The sequence below is a fragment of the Thalassotalea sp. Y01 genome, assembly GCF_012932945.1.
Taxonomy (GTDB): Bacteria; Pseudomonadota; Gammaproteobacteria; order Enterobacterales; family Alteromonadaceae; genus Thalassotalea_A.
Genome location: NZ_JABBXG010000001.1, coordinates 572,166 through 586,561, shown reverse-complemented (window position 1 = coordinate 586,561; position 14,396 = coordinate 572,166). Strand labels below are relative to the sequence as shown.

The following is a 14,396-nucleotide window of genomic DNA, read 5'->3' as shown; positions in this document are numbered from 1 at the left end:
ATTGGCAACATCGAGATATAAAAGCCGCAGGGGAGAACTGCGGCTTTTATTGACTTGGTTGGCAACAAGATTATGCGTTTCTATTTCTTCTTAACATTAATAATGCTAATAGAGACAAGAAGTGCAAACTACCACCTGATGAGCTATCGTCTTTAGGCGGTGGTGGAGGCGTTTCTTCCTCTTCCACTTCAATAACGATAGAGAAAGATGTTGAAGCTTCGGCTTCGCTATCTTTCGCCGTTACGGTTACGGTTAAATCAGCGGCAGAAGATAATTCAACTATCAGCATATTGCCGTCTAAAATCGCACCTTCCACATCATTTATCGTGTATGTCAGCTCATCACCATCTGGATCAGTGAATACTTCAGATAAATCGATTTCAACACGGTATGAATCACCTTTATCAATGGTTTGGTTGATATCATCAACTTTGCCACTAAGCTGAGGGGCTTTGTTAAACTTCACATCTTCTGTGGTCAATTTAATTAACGTAGAACCGACATTGCGTTTCAGATCTGACGTGGTACCTACTTCTAATAAGCCGTAATATGTGCTGTGCGGATCAAGGTTTACCAACTCATCGTTAAAGCTTTTATAACCGTTAACCGTTAAGTTAATGTCAAACTTCTCGCTGGTGTCGACTTGAGAAGGCGCGTTGATATCAAAGCTTTCTTCGTATGTAAACTCTATAGCCGTGTAGCGAATAGTGACAGTATCAGGCTCATCGTCCACTGTACCTTGGAAGTTATGCGCGACTAACCAGTAGTTACCAACTGGTGGTCTCTCAATAACGCAGATTTCCTGTGAATCAACGCGACCACTGATGCAAATCGTTGAATAGTACGCTTCAAAGACATCAGGTTGACCATCGTTATTCTCATCAATACCTACATATAAATCCATATCTGGCGCTGTAGTATTGGTGATTTCAACAATCAATCGCTTAGTATATGGCTTAACGATGATCTGATGGCTAAACAAGGTTTCTAGATTATTAGTAAACTGGCTTTTCTCTGAGTCATTTGACGTGCCAATTGCACTACCTGTGACCGATTGCGCTTTAACAAAGCCAAATCCATTGACCTGCAAATTATCACTACCAGTTGTTTCGATATCTGAGATATTAATGTTGTTATCACTGTAGGTTTTTTCCAAAATTTCTGGCACATAACCGGCGATAAAACCTACGGTTGCTTGCAGATGTGAATCACTGATGTTTTCACCTTCAGCCGTCAAGTTTACATAACCGTGAACATACTCATCACGCAACCCACTGTTTGCTGCTGCGGTGATGGTTAACGTTTGTTTTTCACCGGCTTTTAAGCTGAATGATGCAGGGCTAACAGATAAGGTAAAACCTTCATTCAAGTATTCATAGCTTGCCGTCCAAGTACCGTCTTTCGTCGCTTCGACAACACGAGTCCACTCACAGCTTTGCAAACATTCACTGTTAACCATAGAGGTTGAATTAAGCAGTTTAGGGTCGCCACCATTATCTGGATCTGCATTTAGATACTCTTGTTCAGTGATATCTAAAATAAGGCCTGCATTTAGGGCTTTATCAACGCGAATGCTACCAGCACCTTGGTCAAAGAAGTCAGAGCGTTGTTTAACGCCGTCAAAGTCATCATCTTTGTAAGTTTCTTGGTGTGCGGTCGACATCACAGCCGATTGCACTTGTGCAGGTGTCCATGTTGGGTGTGCTTGGTGCATCAACGCCAGCACACCGGCTACGTGTGGGCTCGACATTGACGTACCGCTCATTGTTGTATAAGGGCTGCCTTGATCTTCATCAACAAATGGCGTTTCTTCGTTACCCGCTGCGTAGATATTCACACCAGGGCCTGCGATATCAGGGGCAAAGATGTTTGGATATGGTAGGTTAGGGCCTCGAGAGGTAAAGTAACCTGCAATATCGCCAAGTTCTGCATCGCGCACTTGCTCGGCTGCATTGATGGTTGCAATATGCTCTGTGCCAGCGGCTAGCCAATTAACCACGACTTGGCCATCGGTTGCATTTAAATGAATCGCTGGTAATAAATGGGTATCCGCATCAACAGATTCTGAACCACCGTCAACGTTGATTAAGATCAGACCGCCAGCACCACCTTCTTTGACATTTAAGCCTTTACGAACACGGGCGATAGTGCCACGTTCACAGACAACAATCTCACCGTCAAATGTTCCTTCAGGGAACGGTTCCATACATTGCGCATCACCAAACGTATCGGCATGAACGACATTACCGGTATAGGCTTTTGTTGCGCCTTTACCAACAAGATCAGCTGCTGGCGCAGAATCTCCACCGCTAAAACCTGTTAGCGCTTTATCGGCAAAACCACCGTCGTGAGAGTATGCAGCAACGGTTGTGATCCACGGTGCGTTACCAGGACTACCAATGGTTTCGGCTCCTGGGCCACTATTACCAGCAGACGTGGCAATATGCAAGCCTGCGGTTCGGGCGTTCAAAAATGCCAAGCTATCGGCAGTGGCCCAAGGGTTATCAGCACCGCCACCAATAGAGTAGTTAATAACATCAACGCCGTTAGTAATCGCATGCTCTAGGGCGCGGATCGCCATTTCTGGCCAGCATCGACCTAAATGATCACACACTTGATATGACACAATATTGGCATGAGGTGCAACACCGCTGACTTGCTGGTATGAAAAATCAGTTTCAGCGCGAATTGTACCTATGTCATCAGCAACCGCCATATGGTGCGGAACATCATTTAGAATATTACCTGCTGCGGTTGATGCAACGTGAGAGCCATGACCATTAAAGTCATAGCCGACTTTCATCTTATCTTCAAAATCTTCATAGCCATGATCGATTGCATCGGCAGGTCGAATTTCAAGGATTTCTGGGTAGCTGACGACACCGATAAGTTTGTCATTACAAAACTGAGCGTATTGTAGACAGTCGCCTAAGTAATTGCCTTCACCCAATGGGTTGGTATGGTCATAACCATCGCCACCGACATCAGCAAATGATGGATGAGTTGCATTGATACCGGTATCAATGATACCTACGACAACGCCTTCACCTTGATGGCTGGTGTGGCCTTCGACACCTTGCCATACTTTCTTAGCACCAATAAATTCAGGTCCTGCGTATGTTTGTAGGCGGTGATAGCCAATTTTTTCAACACTGGCAACTTCGTCCATGTTGGCAAGTACTGCCGCTTCTTGGTCGCTAAGTTGCACAGCCATGCCGTTTAACGCGATCTGATATTGCAACTTTGCCGCTAGCGGTCTTTTTAACATCTGGCTAGCTTTGCTAAGTACACCAGATTGTTTTTGTTTTAATCGATTGATATATGATTGACTTGTGGCACTGTTCACGTCTAGTCGAGGAGAAGACTGATTACCAGTCGACGTGATTGAAGAATACGGATTATAGTTAGCCAGTGCTTTGTCTTTTAGTAACACATAATACATAGAGTCTTGACGCATTTTATCAGCGACAATGTTTTCTATTTTTTCCTTACCCGGAATGATAGTACGTCCGTCAATTCCATTATTTTGGCCAGCAATAGCAGGGCCAATTAAAATACTTGAGGCAAGTAATGCTAGGGGTGAAAGGTTAAATTTCATAGTCTTTCCAAATTTGCCATAAAAAGGAAGCTACAGGATTGCAGCTTCCATGGAGAGTTATAATGGTTATGAACGTCTGCGTAGACCAGCTAGAGCAAGCATTAGGGCAAACATGCCACCAACACTACCACCACTGTCTTTTTCTTCTACGGCTGTAGCAACAACAGCAAAGTCAGCGCTTACTTCGTTTGCACCATCAGAGGCAACAACGGTAAGAGTGTAATCACCAGCGGCTTGTACATCACCAGTTACCACAAAACCGTCGATTTGAACGTTAGCAATACCAGCACCTGACGCGGTAAAGGTAAGCATGTCACTTTCAACATCTGAGAAGATATCGCTGAAATCGATAGAGAAAGATTGTGTTTCATCTTTGTCGATTTCTAATTGAACAACTGGCATTTCAGCTAGCTTGCCGGTGTCAATTTTTGGCGCGATGTCATTTACATTGTTGATGTAAACCATAACGTCAGTTGGCATACCCATAGAGTTACCTTGTTGCGTATTAACGGTTAACGTCACTTCTTTAACCATTTCATAGTCAAGTGCTTCTGGGTTTTGCACGTAGATCTCATAGGTGTCTTGGTCAATTGCAAACGGCGTACCGGCAACGGTATTAACGATAGACACTTCAAGAGGGTAATACTTTGAACTACCAAAACCGAAGAAACCTGCCGCATCTAAGTCGATGGTGCCCACAACAGTGCCCATAGGCGCGTTTTCATTAACGTTGAACGATTGCTCTTCGGCAATTTGCACAACAGCAGAACCGCCACTTATTGCGCCAACCGCACCTAAGTGCATAAAATCATCAGATGTACTTATCACCATAAACTCAGTGTCAGGAGCGTCCCAACTAGCCTGTTGCAGAGCAACAATCGTCACTTCTTCACCAGGCTGTGCGGTATAGACATGGCTAAAATCAGCTTGTGTTGTGGCGTCAGCTAGTGCCTCGGCGTAGGTTTGCTCTTCGGTTGGTACAATCTCACCTACATTAGCAAAGCCAACTACATTTGATAGATCTGTTACGACTGTTTCACACCACTCGTTACCAAACCAGTCGGTACCACAGACGTCTTCTTCAGTGTAGTAACCACCTTTTATTGGGTTAAACTGGGTGACTGGTGCGAACTTTTCGGCTCCCGCATCACGGTCGGTTTCGATGTGGAATCCAAAGTTTTGATCAAAATCTGCCAACTCATCTAACTCATGATGGAATAACTCTTCCACACACAGTTGCGATACCACGTTGTGGCCATTACCAACGAAACGTGCAGGTAACTTTGACTCTACGTATCGACCATATGGGTCAGCCCAATCGTACGCTTTGTTGTAATCGATATAGTACGTGGCAGGTTGACCTTTGGCGTTTAATTGCACAAACGGTTGGTTGACAGTTTGCTCATCACTCAACCAAACACCGCCAAAGCTTTCATCAAGACCGAACTCTTCAACCACGGCTTCAGAAAACATATCGTAGTAGAATAATGGTGGACCCATTTTGTCGGTAAAGTTGGCCATTGCGGTTTGTACTTGGTTGTGGAAGTTAACTGCAACAACAAGTTTTTTACCGGTTACTTCACACATGGCTTCATCATAGATGGAACCACCAACGGCGCGAATCTTATGGCCTTTTACATCAACGATGTCGTCATCAACATGTGGCTTAGAGATAAGCACTGGATATGCTTCAAACGTTGTTGCTGTGTTCGATTCGTTAACGAATGTTGCACCATTACCTCGGTAGTTAGGGCCTCCCCATTGGTCCGTGCCATAGCGTTCATCACCTAGTGGTAACACGCCCCATTCAGTTTGACCTAAATCAGGGTTCCAACCTTTGTAAATTGGGTATTCCGCGGCAATTGGGTTTTTATTGATGCTAGTACCTGGACGTGCTTGTAGCATCCAAGCAAGGGCGATATCAGGGTTGTTTTCAGACGTTAAGTTAAAGTAACCATTGATCTCGTGTTGCGTCAGGTTCTCATCGGTGTAATCGGCAGTCTCAGTCAAGCCCCATGCCGGTAGCATAGTACCATCAATAGTAACGGTAACTGGAATTTCAACAGCATGATGTGCCGGAACCGTCACTGTTTGCGGGTGACTAATGGTTAGCGCTTGGTGAGTGTCTTTGTCGCCATTGAACGCAAAACTCATTGCATAAGATTGCATTGAATCAGACATGTTTCTGATCACAAGGCTCTTAACGATGGTTTTTTCATCCATGACTTCGTGATGGCCAAACTGCACATATGGCTGAGCATCTTGCTTATTAACAACATATACTGGCGAGCTAACCGCTGAGTCTACGTCTTCTACACCGTGACCTTTAGCCAGTAGATTGGCTTCCATTGTCGCGGCAGAGTTTAAAATATTTTCAGCTGATGCCGTATTTGCTAGCAACGCTTTGATTTCAACAGGGCCAAGATTTTGGTTATTGCTTTTGATAACCGCCGCCGCTGCAGCAATACGAGCTGCTGCTGACAGCGCATCAGTACGCATACCTGTCGTTGCTGACGTTGAATCAGCATTGCTAATTTTAACAACAGGGATATCATCTGCTTTAGTAACAATTTCAGGTTTTAATGCCATTGAGCCACGAACAGGGCCCATTGGTGACCAATCTGCGATACGAACACCCATGTCATCGTCAGTATTTACCACTGAACCAACGGCAATTGTTGCCGTTGGTGCTGCTTCATGGGCAATCCAACCACGGTGTTTTGCTTCGGCTAAGTCCATGGTTGCCCATTCACCGCCAGCACCTGCTGGAGTCACAATTGTCACACCCATCGCTGATGCTTTGTCGATCATCATGTTTATTAACGAGATACCGGCTTGTGAGTGCGCATCATAAAACGAAGCGGCACCTAGAGAGTCAATTAGAATCACGTCGAGGTGATCTGAAACATCGCCATCTTGGTTAGGATCCATGGCGTGTTCAATAGCTGAAATAACGTTGCCTTGAGTTGGCCATTGCACGGTCAAGGTGTCAGGATCCCAAGACGCAGGTGATACGTTAGCGATTTTATAAGCGTGCAATTTTGCACCTGGCGCAAGCTGGTGAACGATACTTGCTAATTCAGTACCTTCACCTGTGTTATATACCGCACCATTCCAGTTAACGTATTCGTAGTTTTGGTCGATTGGGTTTTCATCCATTCCCCAGTTCTCTGATGCGAAATCCATACCACCAACAACGGTTTCTGTTGGGAAACCATCAAAGGCGATTGCACCATTTTCTAATGCATCTAGGTAACTACCCGCTACTGGTGGTGTTTCTGGATCGTTATCTTCACCGTATTCACCTGTTCCACCAAAGAATGCCAAAGTGTAATCGATACCGGTAGAAACGATACCTACGTGTACACCTTCACCAGCATTTTCGTTCGCTGTGTAGGCGGCCATTAGTTCTTCCATTTCGCCTTCGCTTGAAATGGTGGCATTGGTTTGGGCTTTTAATGCTGATTTTGGAATAAATGCTTGAGCGTTGTTAACATCAATGTGGCTAACACCGACAAGCGTTTCAAGTTCGCTGATACGATCTGAGGCAATGTTAACGGTAATGAAGTTAGCGAGTAATCCAGCACGACTTGTGATCGATGCATTAGAGTCTATTGCTAAAACATGTTTGAAGAATTCGTCTTGCGCTTTGTTTATGGCGCGTAAGTCGTTTTTAAAGTTGGCTTTACCGTTAGCATAGCTACTTGATGCCGGTTCGCCTTGAAGAAAGATAGTGACTTGTTGAGTCGCTTTTTCCTGCTTTCCAAAGGTGGCTTTTTGATCAGTTTCTGCGTGAACGAATGATGTACCAGCTGCAAGTGAGCTGGCAATACAAATCGCTAATGCGCTTTTTTTCAACTTCATAGAGTATCCCCGATTTATTTAATGGATATGCACTTTGTAATTTCAGTGTTGTATTTTTGTGCATTGCCATTGGTTTTAAACGGCTAGCAAAATGCAAACAAGAGAAGGGCTGGCAAATTAATGTCAAAATAACGTCATATTCAATAAGGACTATGTCTAATAAATGTCAAAAGTCTTCTGTGATAAGGGGCTGGGAGGTTTTCGCTCGGCGTTAGTTGATAAGGTTTTTTCACTGTTTTTTTTTGTAAAAAAGCGATATTTACCTTTTTATCCGAGTTATTAATCGAATTTTTCGAATCAGTGATCAGGCTTTTGATCGTGAATAACACAAAGCAAGTTTTGCTTGTAGTGCTTTTCTATTAGCGAAAGGAGCAAGGTGAATCGTTTTTACGACGATAAATGTGTTTATAAAGATGCAGATAATAACCGGTAAATCGTTTTTATTATGTATTTAATATTTGAACGGTTTGAGCTATTTGAACGATTTAAATTGTTAGAGTGATATGAATTGTTAGCAAAGATAATGCCCGGCACTTAATGTCGCGCCAGGCATAAATGACATCGATAGTTTGTTATTAGAATGACAAACGAGCGGATGCAGACATGGTGTCGATTTCATCAGCAACGGCGTAACCAAGGCCGATCGAGAAACTCTCATTGATATGGTAGTAAGCTGACGCTGACAGAATAGTGTCTGTTTCATCATCGATATCAATGTGAGCGATTTCAGCGCCAAGCTCAAATGATGGTGTTAGCATTGAACGAACGCCAAGGTGCAAACCGTAACCACTGTCATCAATAGACTCAGAGTCTGCTTCAAGCTCAATGTATTGATATGACACTTTACCAAAGATATCCGTTGTCGCTGTCGCGCCGTAGCGATAGCCAAGGTGCGCTTCACCTTGCATTAAGTCAACATCAATACCGTAAATGTCGTCTGAAACGGAGCTGTAACTAGCACCTAAGATTACGTTTTCACCAATTAACGTTGAACCGGCAATACCAAATCCATCTGGTTCATAATCAATGTCAGAGTCATCTACTTCAGCCGAGACATACGAGCCTTCGATAAATCTCCAGTTTGGTGATTCTGCAGCTGCAGAGGCAAATGAAGCGAATGATAAGGTAACTAGGGAAGCAATTGTTGTGAGTTTTTTCATTTCAAATCCTTATAAAATATACGCCATAACAAATTATAATGGCGCGTGAACGTTAGCATTATCAATTTACCTAGGCAATAATCTATTGAAATTGTTCGCTTTATTTTTGTAACTATTTATTTGGCCATAGCTAGCCGCAAATATCTAAAGTGTTAATTAAGCTGGTTAAAGCTGGTAATGACAAAAGCCTGATTCACAGAACGCTTGCCAAGGAGTTGTTATTGAAAATTAGTAAACAGTATTTGACAAACAGTATACTGATGACCCAATGACGGCTAAAATTAAAGCAAGGTAGGAGAATGAAATGCACAAATTATTAACCCTAATGGTCGCGGTGCTACTCGCGTCATGTTCGAATACGACAGAAAAACCCTCAAGTGTTTCTGCTACGGATAGATCGGCTACCGTCACCTTGCTAAACCCCAGTGACTTTAATGATATAGACACTGGTAATATCGGCATACAGTCTGATTTCGAGCAGAGGGTAGCTGATAAGTTGGCGGAAGCGTTAGCGGATCACTTTGACGGTAAAGACGTCACCATTGATATTAAGTTCACCAATATTGATTTGGCTGGTGAGACTCGATTCAATATGCAGGAGATACGTATATTAAAAGACGTTTATATTCCAAAAATGTCATTCGAATACGTTATCAAAGATAGCAGTGGCAAGGTGGTTCGAGAAGAGAGTGCCGATATCAAAGATATGGGCTACCTGAGTCGAACTCTGTTCGGCAGAGCCGCGGATGAAATGATTGGCTATGATAAACGTATGCTGGTTGAGTATTTTGAGAAGGTAATGCCATAGGTAGTCATTAGGTTTTGTATTTCGACACAAAAAAAGACGCTCTAGGGCGTCTTCTTGTTCCTAAATGGTGGCCTCTCCCTGACTTGAACTGGGGACCTACCGATTATGTCAATGGAAATAATTAGTTGGAAATCTAGTGAGAGATTTGCTAACTATTGATAATATTGCGTTTTTATTTAATGGTGAATTCTAAGAGTTGTAAACATGGAGTTGTTGAAAATTTATGGCTAGAAAAAATCAAGGATTGATAATTGATGTTCTATTTGCGCTTCCTTGGTGGGTTACTGCGCTGTTGAGTCCAATTTCATATTACTTTTTTAAATATGAGCTGCCGAGTATAGTGAGTTCTTCTCATATTGCTCAATCTTTCATCCAAGTATTGTCCTCCTATGCTCATATCATTGCAGGTTTGATTGCTTTGATTGCCCTGATTAACTTTTTTAAATACATACATCGCATAAGTTTGATTCCGAAAGTTGCGAGTTTCAGCAGTTTCTCTTCACCTAAAGAACGTTTGAATGCTTTAACCTGGAGAGAGTTCGAAATGATGGTGGCAGAGGCGTATAAAGGGCAAGGGTACACGGTAAAGGAAACTCCCACAGGTGCCGACGGTGGGGTTGACATAGTTTTGCATAGAGCTGGTGAAAAAGTTCTTGTGCAGTGCAAACAGTGGCGCACTCAGAAGGTAGGTGTAAAGACTGTGCGGGAGCTTTATGGTGTGCTCACGGCCGACAATGCTGATAGGGGAATTGTCATGTGTTCTGGTAGCTTTACTCGAGAAGCAGAATCATTTGCACGAGGAAAGCCCATTGAGCTGATTGGAGGGGATCGTTTGCTCAGAATGATCGGTGCGTATCAACCCATTACATCAGATGAATCCCTTCCCAAGCTAAATGAAAAGCTGTGTAACCGTTGTGGAAGTACAATGGTAAAAAGGACGGCAAAGCGCGGAGCAAATCAGGGAAAACAGTTCTGGGGATGTTCTTCATTTCCTCGATGTAGGCATATTGATAACCTGTAATCCAGACACAAAAAAAGACGCTCTAGGGCGTCTTCTTTTTTCCTAAATGGTGGCCCCTCCCTGACTTGAACAGGGGACCTACCGATTATGAGAAAAAGTAATTACTGTTTCTTAATGTTCTTCTATGAACAGTGACGCCTTTCTTTTTGCTCTCTACATCTTGTTTTTATTGGGTTTGTTGTTTTGTTGTTTGTTCGTTGTTGTTCTTTGGAATTCTTTATAGCATAATTATTTTGCTATAAATGTGCTATAAAATGATTTTTGAGGGTAAAATGAGCAAGCGAGCAAAAATAACGAATTCTTGTGTCAAGGGTCTAGTTCCCAGTGATAGGAGGGTCAATGATACAGAAATTTCAGGCTTTCATCTTCTCATTTCTCCGAAGGGGAAAATCAGCTATTACGTGTACTATCGGCTCGACGGTAAACAGGTAAATTTTAAGTTAGGCTCTCACCCAGAAATTACTCCGGCACAAGCCAGAGATCTCGCAAAACAAAAACTTGGTGACGTTGCTAAAGGTATTGACGTTCAAAAAGAAAAAAAGAAAGCAAAGCAATTAACCGAGTTAGCTAAAAATAATGTATTAGATCGGTATTTGGATAATCAGTATTTACCTTGGTTGGAGGCTCGTAATCCAAAAACGGCTATGAAAATAATAAAATCCATCAAAACAGGCTTTTCTGAGTTATTGAATAACCAGCTATCCGACATTGACGCCGCTGAAATTGAAAAATGGCGTATTAAAAAGAAAAAGTCAGGTAGTAAACCTTCAACAATAAATGGGTACGTTGCATCTTTAAAGGGGGCTTTTAGCAGAGCTGTAGAATGGAACCTCATTCCTGAGCATGACCTTCATAAAGTAAAATCTTACAAAGTTGATAATCAGGTAATTCGATATTTATCAAAAGATGAAGAGACTAGACTGTTGGAGGCACTGAAACAACGAGATGCTCGGATTAAGATAGAGCGTGAAAATGGAAATTTATTTCGGCAACAACGTGATTACCCTTTGTTACCTGAGCTAAGAAATAGATCTTACTGTGATTATCTCGAGCCTTTAATTCTCCTAGCAATGAATACGGGTATGAGAAGAGGCGAGCTTTTCTCCTTAACTTGGGAAAACGTAGATCTTGAAACTAAAAATATTACTGTGGTTGGTGATAAAACTAAAACAGGTAAAACGCGTCATATACCATTGAATAAAATGGCTCAAACTGTTTTATCAAACCTAATCTTAGATACGGTAACTAAAGGAAACGTATTCAAAAACGCTGATGATTCTCCATTAAAGGATATTAAAAAAGCATGGGGTAATTTACTTAAAGAAGCGCATATTGAAAATTTTAGATTCCACGACTTACGTCATCATTTTGCGAGCAAACTTGTTATGGCCAGTGTCGATTTAAATACCGTAAGAGAACTATTAGGTCATAGCGACTTGACTATGACGTTGCGATACGCACATCTTGCACCAGAGCATAAAGCAGCGGCAGTAAACTTGATAGGGTAAAAATGAATAAGTGTTATATGTGTAATTCTCATATTGATCTGTCAAATGCGAATAATAGGTCTCAATATAATCAGACAATAACATTAATCGCAGATCATATGACCAGCCTTGAATGACCGTTCAAAGTGCCATAAGCCTATGTTCATGAATAACACTACTCCCCTAATTTATTTATGCGATGTCTAGAAAATTAGGGGAGTTGCAAACATTTAATGCAGGTGAACACAGTGATTAGTCATGAATAATTGGCAAGCAATCGACGAAGTGATGATGCATTTTCTTGACTGGCTCCATTGCCTCCTCGTATCCAGTCAAAATAGATAGCATTTGCATATTTATAGCAGCGACACCATTGCAGTTTCGAAGTGAATTATAAATTACCTTAGGTTCATAACCCATACCATTGCTAACTAGCGCGGCAAGGCCGCTATGAGTAAAGCTGTTGAACGCTGTATTGTTAATAGTCCTAAAGTCATTCAACTGACTAAGAATATGTGCCGGAGCATCCGAACGTCCAAGTGTTTTAAGCATTTCCCCAATCAAGGGGGTTTCCAGCTTCTTTATCTCGTCTGGACCAATTTTTTCTGCTGATGAGAGTCTATTAATCCAAACTTCAGTATCAGCGTACATAAGCCAAAATCCACGTATAAGGCTTTCGTACTGGGGCCGCATCAATGCAAAGCCCGATGACATAAAACCATCAGCGATTAACTTGAGAGAAGATTGGCCATGTTCAAATGACAGAATGCCTGATTTAAATGCTATACGCGATGTAAGCTCTGGTGTCACTCCTAGATTTAGTAATTGCTCAACGTGCTCCGCCATATAATCATACATTTCAAAGCTGCGCGGCAATAGTGTCTCTAATTTTTTCTCGAACACAGTAGTTCCATTATTGTTTCAAAGTCAAAATTGAGTGGGAGCGTCAGATGCAGGCAATTTCTACTTCCGCTAGTCACTCTTTGCAGTCCGTAAGATTACATTTAAATCTTTCAATTACAAGTTTCAGATTAAATACGAACTACCACAAATATATAAGACGCGTCCCAAAAGAATGGGCCTTTTAATTTACATTGATTGAATCAGTCACCAATTGGCTATGACAAAACCTATTTCATGAACCAAAAAATGTCTAGGTTAGTCTGGTCGATTCAATTAGAGTTAATTGTTGTTTAAGGCATCTAGTTTGACTTTCAACAATTAATCAGTAAATTACATTTTAGATATGGCGGGTACCGACTTCCGCTTAGAGCGAGCAGCAGCCGCTCAGTCATTCTAAAATAAATACGAGAATAATATGGAAGTTCCTACAATTTTAGGTATGCCTTATTTGATGTTTTGGGGGCTTATATCCGTAATACTTCAAATAACAATTCAGCTAAGAGTGAAACAGTGTGGTGAAAACGCATACGAGAAGTTTATTAAAGGTAGAGTTTTCACTAATAACTTCAAAGATTTGTGGGTTATATTCAAGTTTTTGTACAACCCTATCAATTGGAAAGATATTCAGCATAACCATATTAAAGTTTTACTAAGCATCAACTTAATAATTGTTGCTTATTTTCTTTTTGAATTTTTCACATTGGGTTAAACCAAAAAGCTAGCAGTAAAACTGTCCGTCTCTGAATGGCACTAAGTTGACGTTATCTTATTGAAAAGGTTAAGATCCCTTAAGAGCGATAAACGGACTAAGTTTTATCGGGATTCTCAATTACAAGGAGTTATAACCAATGCAAATTATCCAATTAATATTATTCAGTTTTTGTATCGCAATTTGTTATTACGCATTTTCAATTTCGGCAATAGGTATTACAGCAGCTCTTGATACTAGAACATTGATTAATATGGAGGTTAATTCTCATTTAATCCACATTCTCAAAAACTTTGTTGCTATTGGAATAGCAGCAATGATTCCAGCATTATTGATTTATAAATACGAATTAGGAAGAAAATGGATATGTCTTTCTTTAATGGTTATTTTTTCAATGATGCTTCACGGCAATGTTAATGAAATGCCATTATCACCATATGGTGTAGTGAGATTTATTGAGCAAACGTTAATAAATGGAGATTTGGGAGCTGTTGGTGTGTTTTTAGAAATATTAATATTGCCAATTATTTGGATCGTAGTCTTAAACAAGATTACCGAATTTAAAATTCCAAAAACATCTAGCGAAGAAGTGAATCAACTGTAACTCTCTAATCTACTCTAATATTAGTGATTGCTAAAGGGCCGTTCATGGCACAAAACAGCCTGTCAAAGCCACTTCGAAACTGATAGAGATCCCATCCAAAAACATGATGGGATGACGGTGGACTTTTTCTATTTATGTAAGTGACTCTTGTTGGCACAAAACGGTCCTAGATGATCTATTTCATTTTACTGTTCATACCACTTCAACAATTAACGCAATTAGAGCGATTTTTATAGAGAATA

The 14,396-nt window shown here is 41.4% G+C and carries 9 protein-coding genes; 5 read left to right on the top strand and 4 right to left on the bottom strand.

Annotated elements, in window-relative coordinates:
- Positions 1-70 precede the first annotated feature (70 nt).
- The 3 genes from HII16_RS02360 to HII16_RS02350 form a co-directional block, all read right to left on the bottom strand.
- Positions 71-3,598 (bottom strand): S8 family serine peptidase, encoded by a 3,528-nt coding sequence (locus HII16_RS02360; RefSeq protein WP_169127125.1) that lies wholly within the window; start codon positions 3,596-3,598, stop codon positions 71-73.
- 66 nt (positions 3,599-3,664) lie between these two features.
- Positions 3,665-7,462 carry a S8 family serine peptidase gene (locus tag HII16_RS02355; RefSeq protein WP_169127123.1) on the bottom strand — a complete coding sequence of 1,266 codons (3,798 nt, stop codon included), beginning with the start codon at positions 7,460-7,462 and terminating at the stop codon, positions 3,665-3,667.
- Between the two features lie 575 nt (positions 7,463-8,037).
- Positions 8,038-8,622, bottom strand: a complete 585-nt coding sequence (locus HII16_RS02350) for an outer membrane beta-barrel protein (protein ID WP_169127121.1) — start codon at positions 8,620-8,622, stop codon at positions 8,038-8,040.
- 304 nt (positions 8,623-8,926) lie between these two features.
- Between HII16_RS02350 and HII16_RS02345 the strand changes: the two genes are divergently transcribed.
- The 3 genes from HII16_RS02345 to HII16_RS02335 all read left to right on the top strand — a co-directional run bounded on the left by HII16_RS02345 (position 8,927) and on the right by HII16_RS02335 (position 11,959).
- Positions 8,927-9,430: a DUF3016 domain-containing protein gene (locus tag HII16_RS02345; protein ID WP_169127119.1), complete on the top strand. Its 504-nt coding sequence runs from the start codon at positions 8,927-8,929 to the stop codon at positions 9,428-9,430.
- A gap of 223 nt (positions 9,431-9,653) precedes the next feature.
- On the top strand, positions 9,654-10,451 hold the full coding sequence (locus tag HII16_RS02340; protein WP_169127117.1) for a DUF2034 domain-containing protein: 798 nt from the start codon (positions 9,654-9,656) through the stop codon (positions 10,449-10,451).
- 272 nt (positions 10,452-10,723) lie between these two features.
- Positions 10,724-11,959: a site-specific integrase gene (locus HII16_RS02335; RefSeq protein WP_169127115.1), complete on the top strand. Its 1,236-nt coding sequence runs from the start codon at positions 10,724-10,726 to the stop codon at positions 11,957-11,959.
- A 231-nt stretch (positions 11,960-12,190) separates the two neighbouring features.
- On the opposite strand, the gene HII16_RS02330 is transcribed toward HII16_RS02335, so the two are convergent.
- The gene (locus HII16_RS02330; protein WP_169127113.1) at positions 12,191-12,841 is read right to left on the bottom strand and encodes a hypothetical protein; all 651 of its coding nucleotides are present in this window, start codon (positions 12,839-12,841) and stop codon (positions 12,191-12,193) included.
- 415 nt (positions 12,842-13,256) lie between these two features.
- Here HII16_RS02330 and HII16_RS02325 point away from each other — a divergent pair, with 415 nt between their 5' ends.
- Both HII16_RS02325 and HII16_RS02320 read left to right on the top strand, forming a co-directional pair.
- Positions 13,257-13,550 carry a hypothetical protein gene (locus HII16_RS02325; RefSeq protein WP_169127111.1) on the top strand — a complete coding sequence of 98 codons (294 nt, stop codon included), beginning with the start codon at positions 13,257-13,259 and terminating at the stop codon, positions 13,548-13,550.
- A 139-nt stretch (positions 13,551-13,689) separates the two neighbouring features.
- Complete coding sequence (locus HII16_RS02320) at positions 13,690-14,154, top strand: hypothetical protein (RefSeq protein WP_169127109.1); 465 nt, start codon at positions 13,690-13,692, stop codon at positions 14,152-14,154.
- Positions 14,155-14,396: the final 242 nt, after the last annotated feature.

Excerpts from the sequence above, each read along its gene's own strand:
- HII16_RS02350 (WP_169127121.1), bottom strand. The coding sequence starts at position 8,622 with ATGAAAAAACTCACAACAATTGCTTCCCTAGTTACCTTATCATTCGCT.
- HII16_RS02360 (WP_169127125.1), bottom strand. The coding sequence starts at position 3,598 with ATGAAATTTAACCTTTCACCCCTAGCATTACTTGCCTCAAGTATTTTA.
- HII16_RS02345 (WP_169127119.1), top strand. The coding sequence starts at position 8,927 with ATGCACAAATTATTAACCCTAATGGTCGCGGTGCTACTCGCGTCATGT.
- HII16_RS02320 (WP_169127109.1), top strand. The coding sequence starts at position 13,690 with ATGCAAATTATCCAATTAATATTATTCAGTTTTTGTATCGCAATTTGT.
- HII16_RS02340 (WP_169127117.1), top strand. The coding sequence starts at position 9,654 with ATGGCTAGAAAAAATCAAGGATTGATAATTGATGTTCTATTTGCGCTT.
- HII16_RS02335 (WP_169127115.1), top strand. The coding sequence starts at position 10,724 with ATGAGCAAGCGAGCAAAAATAACGAATTCTTGTGTCAAGGGTCTAGTT.
- HII16_RS02355 (WP_169127123.1), bottom strand. The coding sequence starts at position 7,462 with ATGAAGTTGAAAAAAAGCGCATTAGCGATTTGTATTGCCAGCTCACTT.
- HII16_RS02325 (WP_169127111.1), top strand. The coding sequence starts at position 13,257 with ATGGAAGTTCCTACAATTTTAGGTATGCCTTATTTGATGTTTTGGGGG.